This is a genomic window from Mycobacterium sp. E2479 (assembly GCF_001667925.1).
Lineage (GTDB): Bacteria > Actinomycetota > Actinomycetes > Mycobacteriales > Mycobacteriaceae > Mycobacterium.
Window position 1 is genome coordinate 51,700 of sequence record NZ_LZJR01000096.1, and the last position, 26,388, is coordinate 78,087.

Here is a 26,388-nt window from a genome sequence, read left to right on the forward strand (position 1 = left end):
GTTATTCTCGGCATCGTGAGCGGGGCTATTCACGCTGGATATCACCGTTACGTCGCCATCGGTGACAGCCAGACCGAGGGTTTGTGGGACGGCGACGACACCGTCGGCCTGCTCGGATTCGCCGACCGGCTCGCGGTCACCATCGATTCGCTCTATCCCGGTCTGCAGTACGCCAACCTCGCGATCCGCGGAAAACGGATCAGCCACGTGCTCACCGAGCAACTTCCGCGGGCACTGGCGATGCGGCCCGACCTGATCACCATCTGCGCCGGGATGAACGACGTCATCCAGCCCGGACGATCCTTCGCGCCGGCCCTGGCAGACCTGGAGCACATCTATGCCGCGCTGGCCGGATCCGGCGCGACGGTGGTGACGACGACCTTCCCGAACGTTGCGCAGTTCCTCCCGCTGGGACGCCTGGTGGCGGGGCGGCTCACCCGCATCAACCGGGTCATCAGCGCCGCCGCCGATCGCTACGATTTCCGGCTCGTCGACTTGTACAACGCTCCCTCGATGCGCGAGTTGGACACCTGGTCCGTTGACCGGGTGCACGCGTCGAGCAAGGGCCACATGCTGTTCGCCGCCGCGGCCGCCGAAGCGCTCGATTTGCCTGACGCCAAACGTGATTGGGCCCGCGGCGGACTCGACCCCACCCAGCGCTTTTTCGCGGCCGGCATGTACGAGCAGTTGCGCTGGACACGAGAGAGCTTCTTCCCCTGGATCTGGCGGCGGTTGCGCGGGCTGTCTTCCTACGACGGGCGCGAGCCCAAGCGTCCGTGGCTGGAAGGGCTGGGCACCCCGAGCGAATTCCAGCGCACACCTCAGACCATGGATCCGCGGCCGGTCAGGCATCCTTGACGCATGAATCTGGAGCCCCTGCTGCACTCGATTCCACCGATCACGGTCTATCTGGTGGTCGGCGGTGTGGTCGGGATCGAGAGCCTGGGCATTCCCCTGCCGGGTGAGATCGTGCTGGTGACCGCGGCGCTGATGTCGTCGCACCATGACCTGGCCGTCAATCCGCTCGGTGTGGGCGTCGCCGCGGTGATGGGCGCGGTGATCGGCGATTCGATCGGCTACGCGATCGGACGCCGATTCGGCATGCCGCTCTTCGACCGGCTCGGCCGGCGCTTTCCGAGACACTTCGGCCCCGGCCACGTCGCGCTCGCGGAAAAGTTGTTCAACCGCTGGGGTGCTCGCGCCGTCTTTCTCGGCCGGTTCATCGCGCTCCTACGGATTTTGGCCGGCCCGCTGGCGGGGGCGCTGAAGATGCACTATCGCCGGTTCCTGGCGGCCAACGTGTCGGGCGCCATCTGCTGGGCGGGTGGCACGACCGCGCTGGTGTACTACGCCGGAATCGCGGCCGAACGCTGGCTGGAACGGTTCTCCTGGATCGGCCTGGTGATCGCCGTCGTGGTCGGGCTGACTGCCGCGATCCTGTTGCGGGAACGCACATCTCGGATGATCGCGGAATTAGAGGCCGAGCATTATCGCAAGACCGGCGCAGGCGCGTCCGACCCCGTCTGACTACACGGCCTCGTCGGTATCGGCCACCAACGGCGGCCGGTGTTCGTCGATCAGGGCACGGGCCATCTTGCGGGCGCGCAGCGCGGCGTCCGGATCCCCGACGGCGGCCAGAATGATCGCGCCCTTCATCAAAATGTGCCAGGACGAGGCGAAGTCCTCGACGTCGGTAAGACCGGCCGCCATGGCGCGGCGCCGCACGATGTCACGGACGTGATCGATGTGGGTGATGCAGGCCTGACCGGCCGGGTGATCGGGTCCGACCTCGAGCAGCACGTTGATGAACGAGCAACCCTCGTAGCCATCGCGGAGCTGGAACCAGTCATGCATCACGTCGAAGATCGCCAGCAACTGTTCCTCAGGGCTACTGCCGCGCTGGCGCGACTGCTCTTCGATCAAACCGCGGGTCCAGATCTCCTCGCGGCGTTCCAGCACGGCCAGCACCAGGTCATTCTTACTCGAGAAATGGCGGTACAGCGTCGCCCTGGCGACACCGGCCCGGGCGATCACCTCATCGGTGCCCACCGCGCGGATGCCCCGCCGGCTGAACAGCTCATAGGCCGCGGTAAGAAGGCGTTCGCGAGGCGACGCGCTGGGTGCTGCGACATCGGGTGTTGTCATACAGGACTTAACGTACTCTTAGCCCCCGCCGGTAGACAGACCGACCTGTCTCGTTATAGAAAAGAGATTCACGCAAGACGAAAAGTCTGTCTTCAGACATTAGGACGGGCATCCATCGAGGCGTCTCGGCGCCTTTCGATCAGGGGGTCCATCATGAATTCCGTCATTGAAGCGATGCCCACCAGCCATTTGGCGCTGAGCACGAAACTCGTCTACGAACTCGGCGACCCCAATTCCACGCTGCGGGCGACCGCGGATCGCAGCGGCCCGTCGGTGGTGATCTATGCCGGGGGCGAGATCGACGCCTGCAACGAGGACACCTGGCGCCACCTGGTGTCAGAGGCGGCCAGCGGCGTCGCCGAGCCCGGCCCCTTCGTCGTCGACGTGACCGGACTCGACTTCATGGGCTGCTGCGCGTTCGAGGTGCTGGCCGAAGAGGCCAAGAGGTGCCGGGAACGCGGCATCGACCTGCGCCTGGTGAGCTGCGCGCCGATCGTCACACGCATCGTCGACGCTTGCGGTCTGAGCGGCGTGCTGCCGATCTACCCGACCGTCGACTCCGCCCTCTCGGCAGCCGCCCGCCGATAGCTCCCAGGGCCGAAATCGGCTCATGGGCGACCATCCCACCATTGGTGCCGAGGAAGAATTTCTGCTCGTCGACCCACAAACCGGCGAGCCCGCTCCGCACAACGCCGCGGTCGCCGCGGAGGCCGAGCGGCAAGGCGTCACGCTGCAGCTCGAACTGAGCAGCTGCCAGGTGGAGACCACCTCGCAGGTGGCTTCGACCAGCGCCGAACTGGGTGGGGAATTGAGCCGGCTGCGGCGCACCGCGGCGCGGGCCGCCGAGGCCGCCGGTGTCCGACTGCTGGCCTGCGGGCTTCCGCCGGCCACACCGCACGAGTTTCCCGTCACCGACACCCCGCGCTACCGCAAGATCGGCGAACAGTTCGGAATGATCGCGCACGAACAGGGCATCTGCGGCTGCCACGTGCATGTGCAGGTGCCCGATCGTGCCGCGGCCGTCCATGTCAGCAATTGGCTGCGCCCGTGGCTGCCGTCTTTGCTTGCGCTGTCGGCGAATTCGCGGGTCTATCGCAGCGCGGACAGTGGTTACGCGAGCTGGCGCAGCGTGCTGTGGCGGCGCTGGCCCGCGGCGGGAGCGCCGCCATTCTTCGCCTCACCCGACGAATACGACGATGCGGTGCGCATGTTGGTCGACACCGGGGTGATCCTGGATAAGGACATGATCTATTGGGACATACGTCTTTCGGCGGACTTTCCGACCGTGGAGGTCCGGGTGGCCGACGTTCCGGCCACGGTCGCCGAGACGGTGCTGCTTGCCACCCTGATCAGGGCGGCCGTAATGACCGCGCTCGACTCGCCCGATGACGCGCGGCGGTTGCCGCCGGGTGCGCTACGCGCGGCGTACTGGAAGGCCGCTCACGACGGGTTATCCGGTCACGCATTGGATTTGGTCCACGGATGCGGTGCGGTCCGGGCCGGTGAGCAATTGGGAGCGCTGGTGCAGCGGGTGCGCCCCGCGCTGGAGTCGCTGGGCGAATATGACGGCGTCGTCGGCGAACTCGAGCGCGTCCTATCGGACGGTAACGGGGCGATGCGTCAGCTGCGGGCGTGGCGCAAACACCATGACGTGCGCGACGTCATCACCGAAGCCGCCAGGGCCACGCTGAGTTGAGGAATGCCTTGCGCGGGTCAATCACGTTGTCGCACATGATGTCTCGTCACGCCACGGCGAGCAGGCGATACAGACCGATCAAACCCACGACCACGATGATGGCGCGCAGCGCGTTGCCCGGCAACCGGCGCCCGTAACGCGCCCCGAGCAGCCCGCCGATCAGTGAGCCGGCCGCGATCAGCCCCGCCGCGGGCCAGCTGATCCGGTCGAACGCCACCAATGTATAGGCAACGGCGGCAACCACATTCACCACCAGTGCCAGCAAGTTCTTGGCCGCGTTCATGCGCTGCACCGACTCCGGCAGCAGCGCACCCATCAGGCCGACCAGCAGGATGCCTTGTGCGGCGGTGAAGTAGCCGCCGTAGACGCCGACGGCGAAGGTGCCGAACACCAGCGTGGCCATCCGGCGGGGGCTGACGTGCTCGGGCGCCCGTCCCGCCTCCTGGGCGCGGCGGGCCGTCCACGCCTGGATCCGCGGCCCGACAACCACCAGCACCAGCGCCAGCACCAGCAACACCGGGACGATCTCGGCAAACACCCGCTCGGGCAGGTGCAGCAACAGATAGGCGCCCAGAACCGCGCCGGCCAGCGATGCCGGGAGCTGCCATCGCAGCCGATCCCACTGACCGCGCAGCTCGGTGCGATAGCCCCAGGTGCCCGAGGCGCTGCCGGCGACCAGACCCGTCGCGTTCGACATGGTCGCCGTCACCGGCGGGTAGCCGAGCGCGACCAGCGTGGGGAAGGTGATCAGGGTGCCGGACCCGACCAGCGCGTTGATCGCACCAGCCCCCAGCCCGGCCAGGCATATGAGGAACATCTGGAATGGCGACACCGAAGAAAAACATTAGCTTGCCGCCGATTTCGAGCGCGAGCGGCCATCGCCCCGGGCGCTGCGGGTCAGGCGGGCGGAGCTTCGGCGCCGCGTTCCACACCGGTACGCAGCTTCACCGAGGCCGAATACACCAGGGTCCGAAAGTGCAGGACAGGATCGTCGGAGGGCTCGATGCCATCGGTCACGCGCATCGGGTCGAACACCACGATGTCGCCGCCATGCTCACGCTCGGTGTCCAGGCCGGTGATCGCCAGCGTGCCGACGGTGACGATCTGCGTGCTCTGCCAGGCCGCTGACGGGTCCACCGTCGAGTCGGTGGGCCCGGCGATCTGCACCCGGAAATCGAACCGCACGGGCCCGCCGTCGAGGCGGGCCTTGAGCTCCTCGGTGAGGAAGTCCGGATCTTTGTCACGGGCATCGGATCCCGACAGGTATTCCTCGGATACGGTCGGAACCAGGTGGTAGCGAACGAATCTGGCGCCGCCGTCGGCGGCGATCCAACGGAAGGCGTGCAAGCCGTGGTATTCGGTGGTGGCGTAACTCGCCGGGATGCGGCTCGCCTCCCGCAGGATGGGCAACGCGCCGAGCAGCTTCGGATGGGTGAGCAGGTGTTTGGCCATGCGCAGCGGCGTCGTCAGGCCCGGCCGCATCGCCTTGAGCAGATCGATGAAGCCGTCGGGCGTGCTGGAGACGAAGAGCCGGGCGGTCTGCGCCGAGACGTCGGTGGTGGAGCCGTCGGGCAAGGTGAACTTCACCGCCATCCCGCGCACACCGGACGCGCCGTCGCGCTGCTCGGGGTTGCCCGACCCGTTGGAGAAGCGGATCAGCGCCGGAACGGTCGAACCATCGAGATGCTGTGCGCGCGAAAGCATGAGCGCGTCCGGGGTCGCGGTGAACGTGCCGCGATACAGGGTCCCTTTGGCGTGCAGTGCGCGACAACCGGGCTGGGCTCCCCCGGTGCCCCGGATCGCCTCGATCGCCTCGTCAGGAGTAAGTGCACCGCTCATGGACGAATCTTAGTTGGATCAGTCGGGAAAGCCGAAGAGTTCGACAACACCGTGATCGCGACCGGCGGTGTAGCCGCCGTCGACGGCAAGGGCCTGGCCGCTGACGAACGAGGCGTCGGGAGACAGCAGGAAGGCGGCCATAGCGGCGATCTCTTCCGGCTGCCCCAGCCGCCGCAGCGCGTGCTCCTTGGTGATGGAGGCCAGTGCACCCTCCATGCCGGGGATGCTGAAGACGCTGTGCGCCATGGGCGTTTCGATGAAGCCGGGACAGATGACGTTGGCCCGGATGCCGCTGGGTCCGTAGTCGAGCGCGATATTCTTGGTCAGCAGCACGACACCGCCCTTGGCCGCGTTGTACGAGCTGCCGCCGGCGGTGCCCTCCAGGCCCTCGACGCTGGCGACCGTCACGATCGAGCCGCGTTCACCGTCAGCTCGAGGTTGGTCGATCATCCTGGCCAGCGCCGCCTTGGCGATGAGGAAAGTGCCGGTGAGGTTGATCTTGATCACCCGGTCCCATTCGGCGCGCTCCAGCAGGTGCACGGGGCCTCCGCCCGCGACACCGGCGGCGTGAAAGAGGCCGTCGAGGCGGTCCGGCACGGCGGCCAACACCGCGGCGATCGCGGCTTCGTCGGTCACGTCGGCGGACACGAAGCTGAACCGCGGGCCCAGGTCATCGGGCGGGATGGCCAGGTCGGCGCCGATCACGCTGCCGCCCTCGGCCAAGAGCCGCCGCGCGGTGGCGAGCCCGATTCCCGACGCGGCGCCGGTCACGACGAAGGTGCGGGAACGGGCGCGGTCGGGGTTCACCATCGTCGGGTCCTTGTCTGGGTCGGTCAAGCCGGTCAGCCCCGTCATGGTGACACACGTTCGCGCCGTTAGCTTTACAAATGCATTCGCCGGCTCGACAGGCGGGTTGCGTCACCGCTAAAGCAAACCCATCTTGGACATTGGCGCCGCAGCTGGAGCACGATAAGCCAGCGGGCTAATTTCGCGGCGTCCGGCGGCGTTAGGAATGGTGATGTCAACAACTCAGCCTGGGGCCCTTGCCCGTCGGGTCGGGCTGCTAAGCGCGGCCGCCGTGACCGGCGTGGTCGTCCTGGCCTCCACCGCCAACCGGGTCGAGCCCACTGCCACGCCGGCACTGACCTCCGACGACGCGATTGCCATCGCGCCGGGCGTGTCGGTGACCCCCGCGCCCGGCTGGACGCTCGGCAATCGCGGCCCGAACTGGGTGGCGCTGAACAACGCCGACACCAGCGCGCAGCTGCGGATCACCGTCAAGCCCGCGGCCGCCACGGATGCCGCCGGGCTCCTGCAGGCCGACATCGACCACTTCACCGCCGGCGCCTCGGCCATCTTGACCGATGTGAACCGCCTGAACCCGCCCGACACCAAGGCGCTGTCAGGGGCCAACTTTCAACAGGAAGCCTCAGTCAACTACACCGCGACCGTGGTGAACCCGCAGGGCTCGATTCCGGTGATCGGCACGTTCACCGAGCTGTTGAACACCTCGAACGGCCGATCGGCGTTCATCGACTTTCGCCAGGACAGCAGCGCGACCACCCAAGCCGCCGGCGACGGTGGAATGATGATCAGCTCCATGGAGTGAGGCGCCAGGGACCCGCGAAGGCGCCTCGGCGTCGCGTGCGCAGAACCGGGCGCGTATGACCGTGCGCAACGCATCCGGTATGACGAGTGAGAACAAATCGAACGCGGAGGGTTCATGCCACCAGTTGACACGACGACCGGCGCTGCGGAAACGCTCGCCGCCATCGTCGAGCGCCACGCACAGTGGCGGCCCGACGCGATCGCCATCCGCTTCGGCGAACGCCAGTGGTCCTGGGCCGAGTGGAGCTCGCGGATTCGTCGCACCGCCGGCGCGCTGCGCGCCGCCGGTCTCGAGCGGGGCCAGTGCGTGGCCTTCCTGGACAAGAACCACCCCGCCTGCCTCGAAGTGCTCATCGCCGCCGCCTCCGTCGGTGTTGTCACCACCGTCGTCAACTGGCGGGTGATCGGCGACGAACTCGTCCACGTCCTGGCCGACAGCGGCGCCCGCATGCTTCTGGTCGGCGCTGAGCTGCGTGCCGCGGCCGAGGCGGCCGCCGAGCGGGTACCGGGCGTAAACCGCATCATCGAGATCGGCGACGAGTACGAATCGCTGCTCGCCGCGGCGGTACCGACGCGAGCCGACCTGAGCGTCGATGAGAACGAGACGGCATTGGTGATCTACAGTTCCGGCACCACCGGACGCCCCAAAGGCGTGCTGCTCAGTCAACGTGCGCTGGTCAATCACGCGTCGAACCTGGCCCCCGCGTTTCCGTTCGCCGAGGGCGAGGCGAACCTGGTGGCCATGCCGTTGTTCCACGTCGGCGGAATCGGCTATGCGCTGTTTGGAATCCGTTCCGGTGCACCGACATTCATGACCCGCGAGCCCGACGCCGCTACGCTGATCGGCGCTGTGCGCGCTGGAGCGACCCACGCGTTCTTCGTCCCGCCGGTGATCGCCCGGTTCCTGGACGCGGGTGAGGCGGCGGCTGCGGCCATCGCCGGCTTGCGCTATATCGTCTACGGCGCCGCACCGATGCCGCTGCCGTTGTTGCATCGAGCGCTATCCACCTGGCCCGACACTAAATTCGTGCAGGTGTATGGGCAGACGGAACTGTGCGGCGCGGTCACAGCGCTGTCAGACGACGATCACCGCGATGCGGCGCGGCCCGAGTTGCAGCTGGCGGCCGGAAAGCCGGTGCTGGGCTGCGAGATTCGCGTTGTCAATCCAGAGAACGGAAACACGTTGCCGCCCGGGGAATCCGGCGAGGTGTGGGTACGAAGCAACCAGAACATGACCGGCTACCTCAACCGCCCGGACGCGACGGCCGAAACCATCACCGCCGACGACTGGGTTCGCACCGGCGACATCGGGCGCCTGGACGCCGACGGTTACGTCTACATCGAAGACCGCATCAAGGACATGATCATCACGGGTGGGGAGAATGTGTACGGCCCCGAGGTGGAAAGCGTGCTAATCGAGCATCCCGCCGTCGAGGACGCCGCGGTGATCGGGGTGCCCGACGACTTCTGGGGCGAATCCGTCAAGGCGATCGTGGTGACCGGAGGCGGAATCGACCCCGACGACATCATCGAATTCTGCCGACAGCGGCTGGCCCGCTTCAAATGCCCGCGCACGGTTGACTTCGTGCCGGAGCTGCCCCGCAACGCGAGCGGAAAAATCTTGAAAACTCAGCTGCGGGAAGCGTTTTGGCGCGGCCGGGCGCGGGGCATATGAGTACTCGCTTGGTGCGTCGCGGCGCTTCGCTCTACAGGCGTCCCTCGACACGCAGTTCCGGATGCACCCAGTCAGGTGAGCGGCGTTCCTTGAACGCGCGGAACCCTTCGATGGCTTCGGCGTCGGAGAGGCTCGCGGTCATGCCGATGCGGTCATAGAGACCCAGATAGCTGTCGATGCTGGACTTGATGACGCCACGGGCGCGCGGGGCAGTTCGGCAGCATTGCGTAAGTATGTCTTTCGCCGCATCCAGCAGCCCCTCGTGCGGAACCACCCGGGTGACCAAGCCCCAGTCGAGGGCTTCGACCGCGGTGAGCACCCGACCGGTGAACATGAGGTCGCGGGTGCGCACCGGTCCGATGACGCGGGTGAGCACCTGGCTGTAGTAGGTATCGGCGTAGCCGCGGAACAATTCGGGCACCCGGAAGGTCGCCCGATCGCTCACCACCGACAGGTCGCTGCACAGCGCGATCTGGAATCCGCCGCCCTGGCATAACCCATTGACCGCCGAGACGATCGGCTTGCCCGAGGTGCGGACCGCATCGAAGGGCGTCACGTCCATGCCGAGCGCGGAACCGAAGGTGATCCAGTTGTCCTCGCCTCCCCCGCCGCCCATGTCGCCACCGGGCGCGAAGACGTCGCCGGTGCCGGTCAGCACCAGCCCAGCCAGATCCGGGTCCTCGTTGAGACGTCCTACCGCATAACGGATTCCGAAATACATCGCCGGGCTCAGGGCGTTGCGTGCGTCGGGCCGGTCGATGGTGCAGACCGCGATCGGCCCCTGGCGCTCGAAGCGCAGGTACGGCGTACCCAGCCAATCGCCTTCGGGTGGACGGGGGGTGCTTTGCGGTGTCAGCGCCACGGGACTCCTCTCGGGTCGGCGTCGCCGCGGATGCGCCACGCCGCAACGCCGCTACTGTAGCTCTTACGGTATCCGCGGTGTAAGCGACTACACGTAAGGCAGCGTGGCCGTCTCGGTGGTCGCGGAGGAGTCGGCTACCACCAAGGCCAGCTTGCTTTGCAGGGCGGACGTGGTGTCTCCCACCGGCTTATCGCAGATTCTGCACAGCGTCGTGAAGTTCGGCTGTTCGTCTTCGTCCGGCCAGAACCGGCGCGGCCCGAACTGAGCCCCGGGGTCGAACTGCACCGCCTGATGAGGGGCGTCCTTGAGAACGCGCCCGACGGGATGACTGTGCGGACATTCGAGTTTCAGCATGCCCACGCCCTCGTAATCGCCGGCCATGGTTCACCGTCCTCTCTGGTGCGTTGTCAGCGGAGGATCTGCGCGAGCTTGCGCCATCGCCGGTGCCGGTGGCGAAACACGACCCGGACGAAGGCGCGGGTCAGCAGCCCGTGCAGGCCGTCGTCTGTTTCGATCTCGTCGGTGTAGCGGCAGCTGCGCTCGTCGATGGGTTCGAACGTGAGGCGGTGGTTCCAGGTGCGAACCGGTCCACCGTGCTCGTTGGTATAGATCTCGGTCGGCTCGAGCCGCTTGATGGTGAGGTGGTGCGTCCAGGCCGGGATCACCCCGAACCACCAGAACCGCGCCGACCCCCGCGTGCCGACCTCGATTCGTTCCGGGACGTCGAGGCGGTAGACCCGCAGCACCGGGCTGAGGACGTGCCGCATCAGCTCAGGCTTGCGCGCCAGCGCGGCGGCGGTGTCGGCGGGGATCGGCAGCTCGGTAGTTAGGGTTACCTTACTCATGCAGTTTCATGGTGGCTTAGCGGGCGCGATCAGGCAAGGGCGCCGTGGTTCAGTGGGTGTCTGGAGAGACCGGAGCGGCGCCTGGGCCCGCGCCGGTAAAGAGCGTTCGACAACAGGGAGTCGGGAACTGGTCGATGAGAGGCCAACCATCCGATGACCTGGATTGATTTGTGGTCCCGGCTGGGATCGAATTAGCCGCCTATGTAGTTAGTCCACACATCCTATACCAGTCATAATATGCCTTTTACCTGCTGATATACTGAGCATACGCCGGGGACAGCAAGGGACACAAGTGCCCCCACCCGGACATGCGGATAACATACGGATAACATCACGGAGGGCGTATCTAGTGGCCGGGAAGAAGGGGCACCGCGGCTGGGGCTGGCTTCGCCAGAGCGGCCGGCGCCCACCAAAGCGCTGGCACGCTTCCTACATCGGCCCGGACGGTATTCGCCATAACGCCCCTGGGGGCACCTTCGGCGCCAAGATGGACGGGCAGGCGTGGCTGGCGGCGGAACGGCGGTTGATCGACCTCAATGTCTGGACCCCACCGGCACAGCGCGAGGCTGAGAAGGCAGCCCATGGCCTGACCCTCGCCGACTACACGCCGACATGGATCGAGCAGCGGACGGTCGGCGGGCAGCCACTCAAGCCGCGAACCAAGAGCCATTACACGAAGCTGTTCAGAGACCACATCAAGCCGACGCAGCTCGGCAAGCTCCCGCTGAGCAACATCACAGTCCAAGCCGTGCGCCAGTGGCACGCGACCACGCTTGTCGACAAGCCCACCTATAGGTCTCACGCTTACGGACTTCTCCATGCCGTTCTAGCGACCGCGGTCAGTGACGGATACCTCTCGTCGAATCCTGCACAGATCACCGGCGCCGGAAGCAGCGCGAGTAAGAAGCGGGCCGTGATCCTCGACGTTCCGGAGATCGCTCAGCTTGCCGACAAGATTGACGAACGGTTCAAAGCCCTAGTCCTAATCAGCGCGTGGTGCGGCCTGCGTTGGGGTGAGGTAACCGAATTGCGGCGCAAAGATTTCAGCGCTGACTGTGCGCTCATCACGGTAGAGCGCGGCGTCATTCACCGCGACGGCAAGTGCATCGTGGACACCCCGAAATCGAAGAAGGGGCGTACGGTCGTCACTCCCCCGCATATTCGGCCCGCCATCAAGCATCACTTGGCAAACTACGTGGCCAAAGGCCCTGAAGCGCTTGCCTTCCCGCCAGATCGCAGTTGCCATCTATCCGACAAGACATTTCGCCGCTACTTCAAGGCGGCACTGGCCGCGATCGGGCGCGACGGAAAGAAGAAACCGCGCCCGGCAATCCACGACCTTCGACACTTTGCGGGCACTCAGACGGCCCGCGTCGGGAACCTTGTCGAAACCATGGGCCGGTTGGGGCATTCCACGGTCAAGGCCAGTCTGATCTATCAGGGGATCGTAAGCGGCCGGGACGCCGAGATTGCCGAGGCGTTGTCGACGCTGGCCGGTTCAACATCGAGAGCTACGCCTGCGTCCACATAACGACCATGCTGTCCAACCTCGCGCGCTGTGTTTTGCGCCACTTGGCTGCCGCTTAGCCGCAGGTCGCAGCCTCCCTGTATGCGTCAATGCCTACGCGCACAACGGATTTGGTCACTCTAGAACCGCGGGAATAGCGGGGTGGCCGTGGGATAGTTCTAGTTATGAACATATCTGGCCAGGTGACGGACTTGGAGTCGCTTCCCGTCCGCATCAGTATCGCACAGGCAGCCAACGCGTTTGGGCTGTCCGAGAAGACTATCAGGCGTTGGGCATCCGATGGGACCGTCCAAGCATACCGATTGGGCAAGCGCGCCATACGGATTGACCGGGACAGCTTGCTTGCGGTCCAGCGGCCGATCGGGGTTGCGTGATGAGCATGGACATGTTTGACACGTCAGACGGTCACACACTCTCCGTGCGAGTGCTCGACGGCACCAAGATCGAGCTTCGCAAGTTCAACCCCAATGGCGAGCCGGTCGTCACCCCCGTGGAGCTGTCCACCGCAGACGCGAAACGGATTCTCAAGGCCAAGCCCACCGAGCCGGGGACGGCATGGCACATCGGCAAGGGCCTGACAATGGCACCCCCTGATGTGGATAGGACCGCCGAAGCGCTGAATTCTGCTCTCGCGAATTTATCGTAGTTCGAGGATGCTGATTCGATAGACTTAGGATAGGAATGGTGGCAGGACGGCCACAGATTTGGACCCCGTTTGCGCGCATTTCATGGGCGCGGGATTACCAGTATACCGACGATGGGCGTATTCGCGATAAGCACCGGAACGTGCTTATCGACTGCGACTATAACGTTTCTCTGCGACTCTATGGCACTGACCGCAAGATCACTTTTCCGCGCCGCGACGTACTCGCGCTCGAATACTTCGGCTTTCCGCCGAGATATCAGTGCATCATTTGCGACAGGGTTTTACGCCATGGCGTCGTCCACCTCAACGGGAACTGGCGAGACTTTTCGCGGGACAACCTGAAATATCTGCCCAGCTTCGAGGCTCGCGAGCACGAGATGGCACACATTCGCTGGGCGATGACCTCCAACGAGGTCCCGCCCTATGGACGGACCAAGCGCAAGTGCTCGCTAATTGACCCGTTCCTCCTCGGCCTTGATCTCGAATGGGGGCCGACGCTCAGGCGGCACATTGAAGATGACGACAATTGGGGCTCAACGTGGGAAGAAGTTCCATTTCTCGGCGACAACGACAGGTCCGCGATCCATCACGTAACGCGTTACATAACCAGTGACGGAGGATAAGGATAAGGATAAGGCTTTACAGGATTAGGCACAGGCCAAGGAATCAGGCCTTAGGCCCAAGGCCTAAGGCCAAGGACCAGGCAAAGGAAAGAAGCTCGGAAAGAATGAAAAATGACAGAAGTTGCGGGTATCAAGGGCACCGCGCTGGACACCCGAATCAAGCACTCGATGCTGACCGATCCCGTTCTGCAGGCGGAACTGACCGGGGACGAGTTCCGCGCGTTTGTGAATCTCACCTGTTTTGTCGTGTCCCTAGTGAGCGATGGAGCGTTTAATGGCCTTCAGGCTGAGTTGCTGGTCCCCCACCTGGACCGTCCCACGCTCCACAGGTTTGTTGCGCTTGGCCTAATTGAGGCGGATGACGACGCCAACTGCCTGATGGCTGGTGAGCGTTGGCAGTGGCAGAGTACCCGCGAACAAATCGAGCGGATGGCCAAGGCGCGGCGTGACAACGCCGAGCGCCAGGCCGAATGGCGCAAGCGCAAGGCGCGGGATCTTGAGTCGCAGCCACCATGGGGAACTGGGAATGATTAGAGCAATCAAAAATAGTGACATTATCGTTGCGAGCCGCCCGAATGGCGGTTTTGCAATTGAGGCGGGTATCGGCCGGCATCGCCGGCATATCTTATTGACCGACGCCGAGGCGGCCTCGTTGGCCGCCGAGTTGACGGATTTAACCGCGCCCCGTATCCAACGTTTCGTTGGCGGGGTGGAGCAGTTTTGAAAGTAGGAAATCGTGAGTGATGATGTCACGTACGCGGACATTATGTTTGACAATAATGGTCATGTGGGGCTGCGCTTTGATAATGGGCAGATATTCTCGATGCCCGCGCCGCTGGCTGCCCACCTAGGTCGCAATCTGGTGGATTGCGCCCAAGAGGTCAGGCAGGTGGTATGAGTAATAAGAACGTTGGATTTTTACGCACACCGAACGGCGTGAAGCTGATTCATGGAAAGTTCTCCTGTCACATCACTTACGACGAGATTGCCCAGCTCAATGCGTTTGTCGCGTCCGGCGCCCGCGCCAGCTCCGACAAGCTTCAGCAGAACTTCGAACGGGCCAGCCTGCGGTCCGTTAAGACTGACGAGCTGGAACGCGAGCTGGAACGCCGCGCAGAGGTCAGCGCATGAGCGGCAAAGCGCCTAACCTCAACCAGGTCCGCGCCAGGATGAACCGCACGGCCAATGTCGCCGCCGCGCTGAAAGATTGCAAGGCCGCCGAGCTTGAAGTGTTACGCAACGAGTTCGAAGAGTGGTCGAATTACAAGTACCACCATGGGGTTGCCGGCGTGGGGAAAGCCCTCGCAATCTTGGTAGACGCCGCGCGGGCGAGACGCGAGTATGAACGCGCCGTCACGAGGCAGGAATTCGACGCCATTACGGCTGGCCTAACGTTCGGATATCCCGACCGCTAAAAGAACTTCTCGGCGCTGATTCCGGCACGGATGGCGCGCCACTTACAGCCCCTTTGCTTCTCCCGGCACCGGAGCGGCAGCGCTCGGCACGGGCGTTCCCCTGATCACATAAACGCAAGGAAAAAACACTTCTCACATGGAAGACAAGCTCAATTACAACGACGTGACCGATATCAACGAATTGCGCAGAGCCCGCGACCAGCTCAACACCACGCGGCGGGCAATCGTCCGCGCAGTCGAGGCGCGAGGCGACGACCGCCTAACCCCAAAAGAAACCGCGCGTTACCAGAGGCTCTCAACTGCGCACGGCATCCTTGAACAGCGTATCGAGGATGCGGAGCGGATGGGTATCAATGACCCGGTAAGCCGAAAGCTCGCTGGCGCCCTGGCTGACGCCGCTGGCGGCCAGACACGCGGCCCCGTAATGCGCATGCTCGACGGACACGTGCGGGACGGGCGCCTACCGGCCGGGGCGGCGGAAACCGTCGAAACGCTGATGAACACCGGGACCACAACGTCGCGTTCGTGGACTGCCCGGTGGGCCGCTGCCGCGGGGTCCGACGATTACGCCCTCGCGTTCGCGAAGCTGGTCGCCAACCCACAGCAGGGGCATCTGGTTTGGACGGAGCGCGAGGCTCAGGCTTTCCGTGATGTCGAGGGGCTGCGGTCCGAGCAGCGTGCCATGGGCATCGGATCGGATTCCGCTGGTGGGTACATGGTGCCGCTGACATTGGACCCCGCAATCCTGCTCACGTCGGACGGTTCGATCAACCCACTGCGGCAGATCAGCCGAAACGTCACCATCAGCACCGATGCATGGCACGGCGTTTCCAGCGCCGGCGTGACCGCGGAGTGGATCGCCGAAGGCACAGAGGTTGCCGATGCAACACCGACGCTGGCTCAGCCGGAAATCCCGGTGCACAAAGCAGACGCGTTCGTGCCGTTCAGCTTTGAAGTCGAGGGCGACGCGCTGAACCTCATGGCCGAATTGCAGCGCCTGTTGGTTGACGCGGCCGAGCAGTTGACCGCGACCGCGTTCACGACCGGCAGCGGGTCCGGGCAGCCGACCGGCATTATCACGTCGCTGGTGGCATCCGGTACCGAAGTTGTGGCCGGAACGGGCAGCGAAGCTCTGGCGGCGGCGGACATCTATAAGTTGCAGAACGCATTGCCGCCGCGGTTCCAGCCGCGCGCAGCGTGGAATGCCAACTTGAGCATTCTCAACACGATCCGGCAGTTTGAGACGACCAACGGCGCCAAGATGTTTCCGGAGCTGCAGGCGAATCCGCCGATGCTTTTGGGCCGCAACGTCTTCGAGAACTCGAATATGGACGGCACGATCGACGCATCGGCCACCGCGAACAACTATGTTGCGCTCTATGGCGACTTCAGTCAGTTCGTGATCGTCAACAGGATCGGGTCCACCATTGAGCTGGTTCCCCACCTGTTCGGCAGCAATCACCGGCCCACCGGCCAGCGCGGCGCCCTGTTGTGGTTCCGCACCGGATCGGATGTGGTCGTGCCCAACGCGTTCCGGTTGCTGAACGTGCCGACAACCGCCTAGTAGAAACTTCGTGACCGGGGTCTCCCGCGATGCCAGGGCGGAGACTCCGGTCACGAACCAAACGTCCGGCGCCGAGCGCACGCCGGACCACAGCCGCCGCGTATGGGGTCGGTTTACCTTTCCCCGGCCCTGGCTCGCCGAGTGCACTTCGCGTGCAGCCGCTTAAAACGCGGCGCCGCGATGCGGCGAGCCGCGCGGCGGCCCAACCTCTACTCGATAGGAAAATCTGTTGTACGGCTGGCGTTTTTGGCAGATCGGCACGGGCGCAGACGGCGGTCAACGACTCGTCGCACCCTTTGTCTCCGCGCCGAAATGGCGCCTCGATAACCCTGGAATCACCCGCCCGACAGTGACACCCGGCGCCGATGGCACATTTCGGGCCGAGTGCCCCTACGGCTGCGAGAACATTCCGGGGCGGTGCGGGCTGTGCGGGCTGTACTTCTGTGATTCGCCCGCGAGTCTGTTGAAACTCGCACCCCGGAACAACGGGTTTGTCGACCTGCGTCACCCCGCCTTCGCGGTCACGCTCGGTGAGGTAACAGGGCCTATGTTGGCCGATCCCTGGCACTTCCCCGAAGTCTGGAACGCGCACATTGGCAGCCGGCACGAGGGCAGCTTTCGATCTGCTGCGTACCGGGTTCTCGCCATAGCAGGCACGGCGGTTGCCGGCCTGCGCCACTATGGCGTGCCGATCTACGAGGGCGTGCCGACGCTGAAACACCTGCAGCGCGCCGAAAGACGCTGGCGCACCGAGAGTCAGTCGTGAGGGCTGACCGCATCCCGGCCGCGATCGTTGACGTTGATGACACGCTGGTGGACGCACGTGGACGCAGGATTGCGCAGGGTATCGAGTTCGCCTCTCGCCAGTACCGCGCAGGCCGAACCATTGTGGTGGTTACCGCCCGCGAGGCGCGACTGTACCGGCAGACAACGCGCTGGTTGGCGATGAACCTGCCCGTGCCGTTCGTGGGTCCGTTCCATCGCCGCAACGGCGACACACGGCCCTTCGCGGTCGTGAAAGCCGAGATATACCAGCTTCTGAGCCAGCGCTTCGACATACGCGCGGCCATCGATGACAACCCCGACGTGCTCGCGGCGTGGCGTCGGCTGGGCATTCCGGAAGTCGAAGCCGTACCAGCCCGGCAACCCAGCTAAACGTAGGTACGGCTATTGCGCGCCGCAGTGCGGGCAGCTGGTGTCAGGTCCGGGCTGGGGAGGCTGCCACCACCGCCACCATCGGCGCCGAGGTGGCGGTTCGATCAACGCGGGAACGTAGGGTCGCTCGTTGCCGCAAACGTTGCATGGAACGGTTGGTGGGTTGGCCATGCCTCTACACGGTACGTTTGCGCGGCAGGTTTTAAAGCCGTTTCAGGGTTGGCGCATCGGACCAACGCCAAATCGCTGCGCACATGGCTGGCTTGAACCCAACCATGCAAGCGATAACCAGCAAGATCAGAAACCTTGCGACCCGTGGTTGCAAGTCGCCGATCCAATTGCGGTTAGACGGTGGCGGTTTGACGCTGCGGTGTTGGTCATCGAAATATGTTGTCTAGCAACGGCTTTGATGTAGAATCGAGGCATGACCATCCACCCCGGGCCGCCCTCGAAAGTTCGCGCGGCCGCACGGGGGGTGACCTTGGTCATGAGATTTTCCGTCCCCGCGATGCGTAAGGGTCGAAAAAGGCGTTTCCGCAGGTGAGGGGCTATTTCCAGCGCAAGGCGTGAACCCGAAAAGTGTTGTGCGCCAACACCATTGTATAACCGAAATATGCTGGTAACCAATACAATTCGTGAATCAGAGAGACATGATGGAGTCCAAACCGCCACGTGCGCCAAACGGCCTCAAAGCGCGTGGAAAAGCACTTTTCCGCCAAGTTATGACGATTTATGTGCTCGATCCCGCCGAGACCGTGCTGCTCGTCGAGGCATGCAAGACTCTCGATCGCATCGACGCCATGGAAGCCGAACTGAGCCGCGATGGATTGACCGTCGCCGGGGGCCGTGGCCAGCTGCCCAGGCCGCACCCGTTGCTGCCTGAGCTGCGCGAGACCCAGAAGCTCGCCAGCCGCCTGGTTGCTGAGCTGGCGTTACCGCTGCCTGGTGAGCAGATCGGACGGCGCCGCAGTCCGCAAGCGAAGGCCGCGGCCGACACCCGTTGGGGCCGCGACGCGAAGCTGGGGTTCGCCTGATGGCACAGCTCCGCGACGATGGACGCGACGACTGCACCTGCATGGGATGTGCGATCACTCGGATTCGCATGGTTCGCTGGGACCGCCAGCGTCAGTTCCGTCCCGATCTTCCGCCGCCGGAACCGTGGGTCCACATGAACCCGCGGCGGCGCAGCTAGTTGAGCAAGCTCCGATACTCCGGGCAGTACGCGACAACCACATACGTGAGCATGGTCCGTATCTGCGCAGGAGTCAGCAGGGCATCTCGCAGCTGGCTTTCAACGATGATGGTGTTGAGGCGCGTCGTGTCGCCGGTACTGACCGCCCGGCAGACCCAATAAGCCTGGTCGTGCATTTCCTGGGGAGAGTTCGTCGAGATTATGCCGTCGCGTGCAAGCAGCTGCACGTACGTGTCATACGCATGGGCCGGCGGGTCCGGAAGTGGCGGGGGGACACCAGCCGCGGGAGGGGATGGCGCTTGCGGCGGTGGGCTCGGCGCCTCCTCATGCTGGGCCGGCGGACCCGGCGACGGCAACGCCTTCTCGGCGGTCGACTCCGGTACGCGTGCTGGCGGCGCCGCAGAGGCTACAACCTCCCTGCTGGGCGGCGCAGCTGCCGTCACAGGCGTGGCCCATTGTTCTTCGTAGAACAGGGTCGCCAGCCAGCCCGTCGCGCCCGCCAAGGTGATCACGGTGACGGCGAGCGTGGCCCAGCGCACCCGGTCGCGCCACGGCGACACCCCCGGTGGAGTTTCAGGTTGTTCGGCCGACCACGCGAGTTCTGCAACATCGGCGCCGCTCGCGCCTGGCACGACAGTGGTGTTGGCGTCATCGGTGATGGCGAGTTGGGTGTCCTCGCTCCCACTCATCGCCAACAACCACCTTTCAAATCCCGCGAAGCGTTGGCTCAATCGTGGCCCAATCATCCCCCTGGGGACTGACACAAAGGCCTGAATTGGCGTGATAGCCGTTCACTAGAGCGTTGCTGGGTCCATCAGGCTGCGCAGCTTGTTGCGAACCTCGCCAAGCGCCGCGATCAGCTCGTCGGTGTCGGCGAGGGTCAGCGGGTGGTCGGGGTCCGATTCCACGTGGACGTAGGGATTGGCTATTTCGCCGCTGGGGCGCTGGAACGCCAGACCGAAAACGGTGACGTGGCGAGGCTCAGCCAGTTCGTCGGGATACCCCACTAGGGTGACCTCCCAGTCACCGACGCTGAGCCAACGGCCCCTGCCACCGGGAAACGTGCGCCACTTGTCCGCCCACACCGCGCCGTCGGGCATCGGTACAGCGGACTCAGCGAAGGATGCGTCGTCGGTAATATTCGGCATGTCCAACTCCTACTAGTTGGGCCATACCCCCGGGGCGGTTTTGCCGACCGTCGCCGGGGGCTTTCCGCGGGTTGCGGAAAGTCTCTTGAGGCGGCCAACCGCGAACCGGATAACACCGAGATAACACCAGGCTTGTATCGCAAGGCCAGAAACCATAAGCTAGCTGCGACAACAGAAGTGGTCCCGGCTGGGATCGAACCAGCGACCTTCCGCGTGTGAAGCGGACGCTCTCCCACTGAGCCACGGGACCGGCGCCGAGACGGCGAACGACGTCGAAGATTAGCACGCGCCAGCCATGACGATACCGGCCGCATCGTGTGCCAGGTCGCCGCGCTAGCCTGGACACGGCTTGTACCGAGAAATTTGTATGTGCCCGCTCACGTGGACTATCGTCGTGCTTCGCACCGGGCGACGATCTCGTCCGAGGCGCGCGGATGTAGCGCAGTTGGTAGCGCATCACCTTGCCAAGGTGAGGGTCGCGGGTTCGAATCCCGTCATCCGCTCGAAGGTGCAAGTGGCATGGACCCCAACGGTGGAGTGGCCGAGTGGTGAGGCAACGGCCTGCAAAGCCGTGCACACGGGTTCGATTCCCGTCTCCACCTCCAATTTTTGGGTTTCCCGGCGCGATTAGCTCAGCGGGAGAGCGCTTCCCTGACACGGAAGAGGTCACTGGTTCAATCCCAGTATCGCGCACCAGAGTTTATGCAGGTGAGACGCGGTATCTAGATAGACTCACCAGTGGTCATGCAATAGTCATGCAATAGCCCTCCGGGTTTCGACCGATCGACTCGGAGAGGAATCGTCGTCATGGCCGCAAACACCTTCCCCAAACCCGCTGGCGCACTACGTGTCTACGAATGGCAGCAGGTCCCACTGCCCCGGACGGCTCCCCCAACGCCTACCGCCGCTTCGTTAGCAGCTCGTGGGGGTTTGGCGCCGGCGCGGTCACTGTCGACGGCGTGCAGCACGGCGATGGCAGTGTCGAGCGATTCATCTTCGTTGAATAAGGATCTTGGGTTTGACGACTTGAGCAGCGAGCAGGCTCGCCAACTGGCGCGGGCGCTGAACGCTGCGGCCGGCGATGTTGACCGGCTGAACGACGCCGAGGCACCGCCCACGCCGGATGAGGTCTACCCACAAGGCCTTGAGCGGATTGGAATACAGCCTGTCCACCGTGCGGGCGCTATCCGTGAGGGGCATTTAATCTGCGACGATTTCGCCAACGAGTTCAGCGCCGACGAGTCAATGCGCGCGGGGATGACAAGCAACCCCAGCATCCCCCTCGCCATCGCCAAAGGCATCACACCGGCGCCGTGACTGCGTACTGCCCGGAGTATCTGAGCCTGCTCAACTAGCGATACCGCGCCCGCACCTGGTCAGACATTGCGTTCACACGGACTCCATGTTGGGTTGATCCCAGAGTCCTGAATAAGCGAAAGCCCCTGCCCGATGTCAAGTAGGCTTTTATCTCCGCGACCTTGAGCTTTTGGTCAAGGGTGAGTCGGTCGTAATTGCCGTCGATCGCGTTCATGTCGTCGAACGCGGAGGCCCACAAGTTCATTCGTGTTTCCTACCCCTGTGCGCCACAAAGTTCATTCCGCATCTCGTTAGCCCGTTGCGTCAACCGTACTTGTCTTCTGAGCTGATTGGTTTTGCCTTGGGCGCCAGCCGCCCGGCCCAGCCGACAACGGCGCGCTCCAACACAGAGAAGCGCAGCTGCACGTTGGCACTGTCGACGGGGCGGCCCGGAGCGAAGCGGAAGGATACTCCGCAACCAATGGAACTCCGACCCATTGCCGTCACCACCGCGAGCGGCCACGCCAACTTTTGAGGGGGCATGGGGGTGGCGGGATGGTCATACCTTCGATTTTACCGCAATTACATTGCCGCACAACAAGTTCGAGCATGATTGTCCAAGGGTTCGCGGACGAATTCTAATCCCCCATTGACGGAGCTAGCCGGTCGAGTCGCATACTCGCCGACGGGCAGCACTACAGAAAAGACATGATCTTCGCGCCCAGAGATTCTTTTTCGCTACGCACGTACGTTTGCGCAAGCCGTTTACGGTCATCCGGCGACAGCCGATACCTGCGGTCAGGGTCATCCCACAGGTCAAAAGTTTGGACCACCCAGTACACGCAGAATTCCAAGAGCACCGCGCCTTCAACGTAAGTGCCCCACAGGTCCCCGAAAACTATGGGCCACCTTAAGTGCACCGCCAGTATTCCGAAAAATGTCAACAGCATCACAACGGCCCACACCCAGTAAAAGACCTTGTAGATGCAATGCGAGTGTGTCTCTCGGCTGGCGACGACTGCGGTGGCGAATACGGTGGCGATGAAGGATGAGAGCAGCAAAACCCCAGCCGCGCCGTGCGCATAGTCTCGTGAGTCAACCTTAGGGGTGCAAAGGGCGATCAAACCGACCACCACGACCAGCCAGAGAACGAACCGCGCACACTTTCCCCCAGGGCTCTTCTTCTGCAGGATTTTGTCGCCGTTCTCGTTCCTCCGGTCGTAGTGGTGCTGGAACAACGTGATTAGCCACGCCACAGCGAGAGCCGCGACGATTGCCACCAGGTTGGGCCTGATCACGGTCGCTACCGCTACTTTGACCTCGTCCGGGATAAAGAGAGGCGGCGGCGTGCATAACTTGATATAGCTTTCCCGCTGCGGTACCAGCGCTGCGGTCAGCGCAGCAACACCAGCCAGTGTCAGTAGAGCGTTCTCCGTGTCGGTGCTCCCTCGGTAGACGAAGAACAGCGTCGCAAGTCCCACGAGCCCGGCGACGAAGATGCTGTGCGCGGAGGTGTAAAAGTACTCGCTGAGGGCTCCTTGCCAGCAGTCTTTGCCTGTTGGCCTTCGCATATATGTGCTTTGGATAATGATCGACGCCGTGAGCATGACAGCTGTGATGGCCAAGCCGATACGCAAGTTGCGGTACACGGCAAGGGTGGTGGGCACGACAGGCACCACAAACTCGTCATCGTTTCCTGTGATAACTGGTTGGTTCACGCGCAAATCCCCTTATGCCCGTCTTGGCTCACGTCAGTCATCTCCGCAAACTGATGGACGCCAAAGGGGGCAGTAACCGTAGCCCCGGTGATAATCCCTGCGGCACCGGCGGCGACGACTAGCGCGCGAATCACGATGTCTTTCATCCCTTCTGATGGTGACCTCGCTGTGAGGTCGCAGGGAAATGTAGCGTGCGCTCGCTTCGCTCGCGGTGGTTTTGGTCGCTTCCAAGAAATGATCTAGAGGGGGCCGTTCCCACGGCGCACGCTGATGCCTACTGCGAACTCGGCAACATGCTCATTCCACAGGAAGTGCACCATGTGGGCCCCTACCGTGACGCTACGTGCGCGGCGGTCGCGGATATTGTCACGACCAGTCAGAAAAGCGACTGCATTTCCGCCGTGGCCAACTACGTCGTGAGTCGCGGTTACGACCCTTCTGTGGTAAGGACATCGCGCTTCACAACTGCTAACGGCGCACAGCGACAGCGAATTCACCAATCTTGATGTAACTAGCTGCACGAGCGTTTACGCTCCTACTCGACGTATCGGGCACGTCGCCAAACGCTACCGCCGCTGATAACGAGGTTTGGGAGCATGGGGTTTCGTGCAATTTTCGCTGCCTCGGCAGTAGTCACCGCGGCCGTCATCGGATCAATATCGTTTTCCGCGCCGTTGGCAATTGCGGATGCAGGGCAATATGTTCGGACTGAGTCGGGCGTAATGCGCTGTCTGGTGATGGCCAATGATCAAGGCCACGATGGAGGCCCAGCAGTCGCCTGCGAGCATGGACCGGGCTTCCCCCAAGCGCCCGTGGGTCCGTCCGGACTGCATCTAGATCTGGCAGTAGCGCATGCCTCAGGTGCTTTCAATTGGGACGACGGCAACATTGGCGGTGGCGGTGAGCCGCAAAACGACCTTGTCCTCAACTACGGCCAGACCTACCACATTCAAGGCTGGACGATCCTGCCCGGCAGCGACGGCACTCGCTTCACCAACGATGGAACCGGGCACGGAATGTTCGTCAGCATCGAAAACGTTTCACCGTTCTGATTCGACAATTCATTACGGAGCGAGTGGCATTCCGTCGTTGCAGACTATCGCGGCCGGAATGCGGGGAACCCTCACCGTTTACGCTCGCTGCGCCAATGCCTTTCGACGCTTCGTCGACTTTCCAGCGTCGAGGTGCCTTGGTAGACGGGCACGCCATAGTGTGTGAGGCCGGCGACCGCCGTGCCCGCTATGGCGGGACCCGATACGCGGCGCAGCGGTAGCTGCCAGCGTGCGTGCTCACTATAGGAGCCCACGGGTCTGGGAAAGGCCATTGATCGGGCAGAACGGGTCCGCGAACTTCGCCAAGCGAAACGTCACCACCCCAGAAGGAGCAGCGGCCGCAAGAGCGGACATCCCTGCAGAATCGCACAGCAGACGCACTCCTACCTGCCACATCCGCGAATCCGGCTAAGAGCCCCGCCCCGAGGCGCTTACAGCTCGGGCGCGACATCGAGACCATCGACTCCGGCCGCCGCGCCTGCCCTCGATTCTGAATTCATTCTGGGGGCGCCCGCTGGATCTTCTACGCTGACACTGGCGAACGAGCGGCCGGTCGGGCGCCAGCGGCGACCCGGCCACCAAGGAGCCATACCGACGCATGATCGGAACCTTGCAAGCACTCCTGGTAGCTCGTGGTTCTGCTGGGGCCTTGTACACACTCGGGCGAGAGAACTTCGGTGCCACTTGGGCGGGGCGACGGACCGATACAGCAACCCAGATCTTCCGGTTTCTCAGTGCCTCCGCGCTCTTTCACGCGTTATTTGCTCCCCTTACTTCATCGCGTACCACAAGTTGATCGTCACTGACACCCTCGGCTTGAGCACGGACCATCCCGGCAACTTTCGGTTCCACCTAAAGGCCGCCAACTGCGAGACCATTGCCGGCCGGGGCTACAAGACAAAGGCGAGTGCCGAGAAGGGCATTGAGGCCGTCAAGACAAGCGCGTCCGCCGCGAATGTTGGACCTGACCGAACGGGAGTCGGCGCACAACTAGCGCGCTCGCCAGCTTCAAGCCTCGCACGCCACCAATACGCTGCGCGTGGCAGGCAACGGTGTGCCGCTTACCTCAATCTCCGGTGTCGCGCGCCACGCAGTCCTAGGCTCAGAGGGTCACGAACCGCGATACCGGAGGAGAGGCAAAGATGAGCCAGGATGACTTAAACACCGCCATCGAGCAACTTCGCTCTGCGCTCGATGAGTACAAAGCACAGAAAAACCTGAACGCTTTTCGCCTATTTCATATGAGCGTGGGCGTTTCAACTACTTCAACACTTCAGCTAAAGGAAGCGGAATACCTTGAGGCGCTCGGCGCCGCAGTGCTCGCCATCGGCGAAGAGATCCGGCAGATCCCCGCTTACGGAACTGTTTAACCGTGCGGGATTAAGCAGCGTGACGTGCTGACGATGCTGTTCGCCATAAGCTCCGGCGCGACATCGAGATTGTGGCGGCTCCGCCGTGCGGGGTGGGAGCGGGGCGGGCGGCTGCCGTCGATTCGACTGGCGGACGCGCTACTGGAGTGAGCGCCGGGAGCTGAGCGATCAGGCTATTGCTCTGGAGCCAGAATTTTCACAATTCCGCCAAAAGTCCGTGGTGAGTTGCAAGCTCAGGGTGTGATGCCTGGTGCGCAGATGGTCGCATTCAAGGACGCAACGCAGGCTGCATATTGCCCCGATCTCGATCAGGTTTTCCAATCGATGTCGAACCCGCACGATCCAAACGATTCGTTTCGAGAAGTTGACGTGCGGTCGCATTCGCGCGTAGTTCCGTGGTCCCAAAAGTCTTTCCGGCGGTTTGCAGATTATTGCACATGCGTCAAAAGACCACGATAACATCAGCTAGCCAACGGTAATTCTTTGCCGTTGGGTAGCTCTAGAAGCAGAAAGGCGTGAACCGATGAGCGCGAGCAGCAAGAAAATACTGAAAGCTGTTGCAGCGGCCGCAGTGCTGACCGGTGTGATGCTGGGATCGTCGGGCTGCATAACGATCGACCTTGGAGGACCAACCAAAGTCGCAACAGAGTAATTCGCTGGCCGCGGCGCCTAGGACTGTCGCGCCTGCGCCCAAGGTCGGCAGCGACGGCATGCATGCCGTCAGACGTTGCCCCGGTCGTAGATCGTGCGCACCGGTGCAAGCCGCCTGTGACGACTGCGCGCTGACGCAGAAGTCAGCTGGCCGACAAAGATGCAGCACCGTCGCGGCTGCCGACTGACTCGAAATCGCCTTGGGTTGCGCAGGATTCGCGCCGACGCCAACGTGATCTGGCGCCGGCCCCGGCCTGTCGCCAAACCGCGTCGGCGTCGCCTCGGTCCGCCGCTTTCATGAGATGGTTGGCTCGCTGTGTCAGCTCATCTTTGCTCATGCCAGTCCCCGCTTTTCGAACT

At 63.6% G+C, this 26,388-nt stretch carries 33 protein-coding genes and 4 tRNA genes; 26 read left to right on the top strand and 11 right to left on the bottom strand.

What is annotated here, in order from left to right; translation table 11 throughout:
• The first annotated feature begins 15 nt into the window (after window positions 1-15).
• Together A5686_RS15055 and A5686_RS15060 are read left to right on the top strand one after the other, a co-directional pair.
• Window positions 16-858, top strand: a complete 843-nt coding sequence (locus A5686_RS15055; RefSeq protein ID WP_082947640.1) for an SGNH/GDSL hydrolase family protein — start codon at window positions 16-18, stop codon at window positions 856-858.
• A 3-nt stretch (window positions 859-861) separates the two neighbouring features.
• Entirely contained in the window at window positions 862-1,527 is a 666-nt protein-coding gene (locus A5686_RS15060; protein WP_067935568.1) for a DedA family protein, read from the top strand.
• Here A5686_RS15060 and A5686_RS15065 read toward each other — a convergent pair whose 3' ends face one another.
• Window positions 1,528-2,145, bottom strand: a complete 618-nt coding sequence (locus A5686_RS15065; protein ID WP_067935572.1) for a TetR/AcrR family transcriptional regulator — start codon at window positions 2,143-2,145, stop codon at window positions 1,528-1,530. It lies immediately after the preceding gene.
• Window positions 2,146-2,298: 153 nt separating this feature from the next.
• Here A5686_RS15065 and A5686_RS15070 point away from each other — a divergent pair, with 153 nt between their 5' ends.
• Window positions 2,299-2,733, top strand: a complete 435-nt coding sequence (locus A5686_RS15070) for an anti-sigma factor antagonist (protein ID WP_067935576.1) — start codon at window positions 2,299-2,301, stop codon at window positions 2,731-2,733.
• Window positions 2,734-2,755: 22 nt separating this feature from the next.
• On the top strand, window positions 2,756-3,841 hold the full coding sequence (locus A5686_RS15075) for a glutamate--cysteine ligase (protein ID WP_067935578.1): 1,086 nt from the start codon (window positions 2,756-2,758) through the stop codon (window positions 3,839-3,841).
• A gap of 46 nt (window positions 3,842-3,887) precedes the next feature.
• Here the strand turns inward: A5686_RS15075 and A5686_RS15080 are convergent, their stop codons facing one another.
• From A5686_RS15080 to A5686_RS15090, 3 genes are all read right to left on the bottom strand, one after another.
• Entirely contained in the window at window positions 3,888-4,673 is a 786-nt protein-coding gene (locus A5686_RS15080; RefSeq protein ID WP_067935581.1) for a sulfite exporter TauE/SafE family protein, read from the bottom strand.
• Between the two features lie 65 nt (window positions 4,674-4,738).
• Window positions 4,739-5,680: a catalase family peroxidase gene (locus A5686_RS15085; RefSeq protein ID WP_067935584.1), complete on the bottom strand. Its 942-nt coding sequence runs from the start codon at window positions 5,678-5,680 to the stop codon at window positions 4,739-4,741.
• Window positions 5,681-5,698: 18 nt separating this feature from the next.
• Window positions 5,699-6,490 carry an SDR family NAD(P)-dependent oxidoreductase gene (locus tag A5686_RS15090; RefSeq protein ID WP_067936192.1) on the bottom strand — a complete coding sequence of 264 codons (792 nt, stop codon included), beginning with the start codon at window positions 6,488-6,490 and terminating at the stop codon, window positions 5,699-5,701.
• Window positions 6,491-6,698: 208 nt separating this feature from the next.
• On the opposite strand from A5686_RS15090, the gene A5686_RS15095 reads away from it, so the two are divergent.
• Both A5686_RS15095 and A5686_RS15100 read left to right on the top strand, forming a co-directional pair.
• Window positions 6,699-7,289 carry a hypothetical protein gene (locus A5686_RS15095; RefSeq protein WP_067936194.1) on the top strand — a complete coding sequence of 197 codons (591 nt, stop codon included), beginning with the start codon at window positions 6,699-6,701 and terminating at the stop codon, window positions 7,287-7,289.
• Window positions 7,290-7,403: 114 nt separating this feature from the next.
• Window positions 7,404-8,963 carry a long-chain-fatty-acid--CoA ligase gene (locus tag A5686_RS15100; protein WP_067935586.1) on the top strand — a complete coding sequence of 520 codons (1,560 nt, stop codon included), beginning with the start codon at window positions 7,404-7,406 and terminating at the stop codon, window positions 8,961-8,963.
• A gap of 31 nt (window positions 8,964-8,994) precedes the next feature.
• On the opposite strand, the gene A5686_RS15105 is transcribed toward A5686_RS15100, so the two are convergent.
• The 3 genes from A5686_RS15105 to A5686_RS15115 form a co-directional block, all read right to left on the bottom strand.
• Window positions 8,995-9,819, bottom strand: coding sequence for an enoyl-CoA hydratase/isomerase family protein (locus tag A5686_RS15105; protein WP_197520595.1), 825 nt, complete (start codon window positions 9,817-9,819; stop codon window positions 8,995-8,997).
• A gap of 93 nt (window positions 9,820-9,912) precedes the next feature.
• A complete protein-coding gene (locus A5686_RS15110) occupies window positions 9,913-10,206 on the bottom strand; it encodes a hypothetical protein (protein ID WP_067935592.1) in 294 nt (97 codons plus the stop codon).
• Between the two features lie 26 nt (window positions 10,207-10,232).
• The gene (locus tag A5686_RS15115; protein WP_067935595.1) at window positions 10,233-10,670 is read right to left on the bottom strand and encodes a hypothetical protein; all 438 of its coding nucleotides are present in this window, start codon (window positions 10,668-10,670) and stop codon (window positions 10,233-10,235) included.
• A 349-nt stretch (window positions 10,671-11,019) separates the two neighbouring features.
• On the opposite strand from A5686_RS15115, the gene A5686_RS15120 reads away from it, so the two are divergent.
• From A5686_RS15120 to A5686_RS15175, 13 genes are all read left to right on the top strand, one after another.
• Window positions 11,020-12,201, top strand: coding sequence for a site-specific integrase (locus A5686_RS15120; RefSeq protein ID WP_067935597.1), 1,182 nt, complete (start codon window positions 11,020-11,022; stop codon window positions 12,199-12,201).
• A gap of 161 nt (window positions 12,202-12,362) precedes the next feature.
• Entirely contained in the window at window positions 12,363-12,572 is a 210-nt protein-coding gene (locus A5686_RS15125; protein WP_067935599.1) for a helix-turn-helix domain-containing protein, read from the top strand.
• An 11-nt stretch (window positions 12,573-12,583) separates the two neighbouring features.
• Window positions 12,584-12,844 (top strand): hypothetical protein, encoded by a 261-nt coding sequence (locus tag A5686_RS15130; protein ID WP_156750078.1) that lies wholly within the window; start codon window positions 12,584-12,586, stop codon window positions 12,842-12,844.
• Between the two features lie 35 nt (window positions 12,845-12,879).
• A complete protein-coding gene (locus A5686_RS15135; protein ID WP_067935606.1) occupies window positions 12,880-13,467 on the top strand; it encodes a hypothetical protein in 588 nt (195 codons plus the stop codon).
• A gap of 111 nt (window positions 13,468-13,578) precedes the next feature.
• A complete protein-coding gene (locus tag A5686_RS15140) occupies window positions 13,579-14,001 on the top strand; it encodes a hypothetical protein (RefSeq protein WP_067935609.1) in 423 nt (140 codons plus the stop codon).
• A complete protein-coding gene (locus tag A5686_RS15145) occupies window positions 13,994-14,191 on the top strand; it encodes a hypothetical protein (RefSeq protein ID WP_067935610.1) in 198 nt (65 codons plus the stop codon). Before A5686_RS15140 ends, A5686_RS15145 begins: the two co-directional genes overlap by 8 nt.
• 12 nt (window positions 14,192-14,203) lie before the next feature.
• Window positions 14,204-14,365, top strand: a complete 162-nt coding sequence (locus tag A5686_RS27270; RefSeq protein ID WP_156750079.1) for a hypothetical protein — start codon at window positions 14,204-14,206, stop codon at window positions 14,363-14,365.
• 38 nt (window positions 14,366-14,403) lie between these two features.
• Window positions 14,404-14,598: a hypothetical protein gene (locus tag A5686_RS15150; protein WP_067935613.1), complete on the top strand. Its 195-nt coding sequence runs from the start codon at window positions 14,404-14,406 to the stop codon at window positions 14,596-14,598.
• A complete protein-coding gene (locus tag A5686_RS15155; protein ID WP_067935616.1) occupies window positions 14,595-14,882 on the top strand; it encodes a hypothetical protein in 288 nt (95 codons plus the stop codon). The genes A5686_RS15150 and A5686_RS15155 overlap by 4 nt, the downstream gene beginning before the upstream one ends.
• A gap of 136 nt (window positions 14,883-15,018) precedes the next feature.
• A complete protein-coding gene (locus A5686_RS15160) occupies window positions 15,019-16,446 on the top strand; it encodes a phage major capsid protein (protein ID WP_067935619.1) in 1,428 nt (475 codons plus the stop codon).
• Between the two features lie 547 nt (window positions 16,447-16,993).
• A complete protein-coding gene (locus A5686_RS15165; RefSeq protein ID WP_067935620.1) occupies window positions 16,994-17,212 on the top strand; it encodes a hypothetical protein in 219 nt (72 codons plus the stop codon).
• Window positions 17,209-17,601: a hypothetical protein gene (locus A5686_RS15170; protein WP_156750080.1), complete on the top strand. Its 393-nt coding sequence runs from the start codon at window positions 17,209-17,211 to the stop codon at window positions 17,599-17,601. Before A5686_RS15165 ends, A5686_RS15170 begins: the two co-directional genes overlap by 4 nt.
• Before the next feature lie 722 nt (window positions 17,602-18,323).
• Window positions 18,324-18,635, top strand: coding sequence for a hypothetical protein (locus tag A5686_RS15175; protein ID WP_067935626.1), 312 nt, complete (start codon window positions 18,324-18,326; stop codon window positions 18,633-18,635).
• Between the two features lie 154 nt (window positions 18,636-18,789).
• Here A5686_RS15175 and A5686_RS15180 read toward each other — a convergent pair whose 3' ends face one another.
• From A5686_RS15180 to A5686_RS15190, 3 genes are all read right to left on the bottom strand, one after another.
• Complete coding sequence (locus A5686_RS15180) at window positions 18,790-19,482, bottom strand: DUF732 domain-containing protein (protein WP_067935629.1); 693 nt, start codon at window positions 19,480-19,482, stop codon at window positions 18,790-18,792.
• 105 nt (window positions 19,483-19,587) lie between these two features.
• Window positions 19,588-19,941, bottom strand: a complete 354-nt coding sequence (locus tag A5686_RS15185; RefSeq protein WP_156750081.1) for a hypothetical protein — start codon at window positions 19,939-19,941, stop codon at window positions 19,588-19,590.
• Window positions 19,942-20,119: 178 nt separating this feature from the next.
• Window positions 20,120-20,191 (bottom strand) — tRNA-Val (locus A5686_RS15190).
• Window positions 20,192-20,371: 180 nt separating this feature from the next.
• On the opposite strand from A5686_RS15190, the gene A5686_RS15195 reads away from it, so the two are divergent.
• The 4 genes from A5686_RS15195 to A5686_RS15210 all read left to right on the top strand — a co-directional run bounded on the left by A5686_RS15195 (window position 20,372) and on the right by A5686_RS15210 (window position 21,258).
• Window positions 20,372-20,444: transfer RNA gene (locus tag A5686_RS15195), tRNA-Gly, on the top strand.
• A 28-nt stretch (window positions 20,445-20,472) separates the two neighbouring features.
• Window positions 20,473-20,546 (top strand) — tRNA-Cys (locus A5686_RS15200).
• A gap of 16 nt (window positions 20,547-20,562) precedes the next feature.
• Window positions 20,563-20,637, top strand: a tRNA-Val gene (locus A5686_RS15205).
• A gap of 282 nt (window positions 20,638-20,919) precedes the next feature.
• The gene (locus A5686_RS15210; protein ID WP_156750082.1) at window positions 20,920-21,258 is read left to right on the top strand and encodes a hypothetical protein; all 339 of its coding nucleotides are present in this window, start codon (window positions 20,920-20,922) and stop codon (window positions 21,256-21,258) included.
• Between the two features lie 674 nt (window positions 21,259-21,932).
• Here the strand turns inward: A5686_RS15210 and A5686_RS15225 are convergent.
• The gene (locus A5686_RS15225) at window positions 21,933-22,955 is read right to left on the bottom strand and encodes a hypothetical protein (RefSeq protein ID WP_067935643.1); all 1,023 of its coding nucleotides are present in this window, start codon (window positions 22,953-22,955) and stop codon (window positions 21,933-21,935) included.
• Window positions 22,956-23,551: 596 nt separating this feature from the next.
• Here A5686_RS15225 and A5686_RS27275 point away from each other — a divergent pair.
• From A5686_RS27275 to A5686_RS15235, 3 genes are all read left to right on the top strand, one after another.
• On the top strand, window positions 23,552-24,007 hold the full coding sequence (locus A5686_RS27275; RefSeq protein WP_156750083.1) for a hypothetical protein: 456 nt from the start codon (window positions 23,552-23,554) through the stop codon (window positions 24,005-24,007).
• Window positions 24,008-24,823: 816 nt separating this feature from the next.
• The gene (locus A5686_RS26685) at window positions 24,824-25,153 is read left to right on the top strand and encodes a YegP family protein (RefSeq protein ID WP_082947661.1); all 330 of its coding nucleotides are present in this window, start codon (window positions 24,824-24,826) and stop codon (window positions 25,151-25,153) included.
• Window positions 25,150-25,377 carry a hypothetical protein gene (locus A5686_RS15235; RefSeq protein ID WP_067935648.1) on the top strand — a complete coding sequence of 76 codons (228 nt, stop codon included), beginning with the start codon at window positions 25,150-25,152 and terminating at the stop codon, window positions 25,375-25,377. The genes A5686_RS26685 and A5686_RS15235 overlap by 4 nt, the downstream gene beginning before the upstream one ends.
• Window positions 25,378-26,388 lie beyond the last annotated feature (1,011 nt).

Bases quoted from the DNA above. Each gene is read 5' to 3' on its own strand.
- A5686_RS15130 (WP_156750078.1), top strand. From the start codon at position 12,584: ATGTTTGACACGTCAGACGGTCACACACTCTCCGTGCGAGTGCTCGAC.
- A5686_RS15075 (WP_067935578.1), top strand. From the start codon at position 2,756: ATGGGCGACCATCCCACCATTGGTGCCGAGGAAGAATTTCTGCTCGTC.
- A5686_RS15090 (WP_067936192.1), bottom strand. From the start codon at position 6,490: ATGGTGAACCCCGACCGCGCCCGTTCCCGCACCTTCGTCGTGACCGGC.
- A5686_RS27275 (WP_156750083.1), top strand. From the start codon at position 23,552: ATGGGGTTTCGTGCAATTTTCGCTGCCTCGGCAGTAGTCACCGCGGCC.
- A5686_RS15070 (WP_067935576.1), top strand. From the start codon at position 2,299: ATGAATTCCGTCATTGAAGCGATGCCCACCAGCCATTTGGCGCTGAGC.
- A5686_RS15110 (WP_067935592.1), bottom strand. From the start codon at position 10,206: ATGGCCGGCGATTACGAGGGCGTGGGCATGCTGAAACTCGAATGTCCG.
- A5686_RS15085 (WP_067935584.1), bottom strand. From the start codon at position 5,680: ATGAGCGGTGCACTTACTCCTGACGAGGCGATCGAGGCGATCCGGGGC.
- A5686_RS15155 (WP_067935616.1), top strand. From the start codon at position 14,595: ATGAGCGGCAAAGCGCCTAACCTCAACCAGGTCCGCGCCAGGATGAAC.
- A5686_RS15060 (WP_067935568.1), top strand. From the start codon at position 862: ATGAATCTGGAGCCCCTGCTGCACTCGATTCCACCGATCACGGTCTAT.
- A5686_RS15125 (WP_067935599.1), top strand. From the start codon at position 12,363: ATGAACATATCTGGCCAGGTGACGGACTTGGAGTCGCTTCCCGTCCGC.
- A5686_RS15235 (WP_067935648.1), top strand. From the start codon at position 25,150: ATGAGCCAGGATGACTTAAACACCGCCATCGAGCAACTTCGCTCTGCG.
- A5686_RS15065 (WP_067935572.1), bottom strand. From the start codon at position 2,145: ATGACAACACCCGATGTCGCAGCACCCAGCGCGTCGCCTCGCGAACGC.
- A5686_RS15140 (WP_067935609.1), top strand. From the start codon at position 13,579: ATGACAGAAGTTGCGGGTATCAAGGGCACCGCGCTGGACACCCGAATC.
- A5686_RS15165 (WP_067935620.1), top strand. From the start codon at position 16,994: ATGTTGGCCGATCCCTGGCACTTCCCCGAAGTCTGGAACGCGCACATT.
- A5686_RS15185 (WP_156750081.1), bottom strand. From the start codon at position 19,941: ATGCCGAATATTACCGACGACGCATCCTTCGCTGAGTCCGCTGTACCG.
- A5686_RS15180 (WP_067935629.1), bottom strand. From the start codon at position 19,482: ATGAGTGGGAGCGAGGACACCCAACTCGCCATCACCGATGACGCCAAC.
- A5686_RS15115 (WP_067935595.1), bottom strand. From the start codon at position 10,670: ATGAGTAAGGTAACCCTAACTACCGAGCTGCCGATCCCCGCCGACACC.
- A5686_RS15135 (WP_067935606.1), top strand. From the start codon at position 12,880: ATGGTGGCAGGACGGCCACAGATTTGGACCCCGTTTGCGCGCATTTCA.
- A5686_RS15145 (WP_067935610.1), top strand. From the start codon at position 13,994: ATGATTAGAGCAATCAAAAATAGTGACATTATCGTTGCGAGCCGCCCG.
- A5686_RS15175 (WP_067935626.1), top strand. From the start codon at position 18,324: ATGACGATTTATGTGCTCGATCCCGCCGAGACCGTGCTGCTCGTCGAG.
- A5686_RS15095 (WP_067936194.1), top strand. From the start codon at position 6,699: ATGTCAACAACTCAGCCTGGGGCCCTTGCCCGTCGGGTCGGGCTGCTA.
- A5686_RS15160 (WP_067935619.1), top strand. From the start codon at position 15,019: ATGGAAGACAAGCTCAATTACAACGACGTGACCGATATCAACGAATTG.
- A5686_RS15100 (WP_067935586.1), top strand. From the start codon at position 7,404: ATGCCACCAGTTGACACGACGACCGGCGCTGCGGAAACGCTCGCCGCC.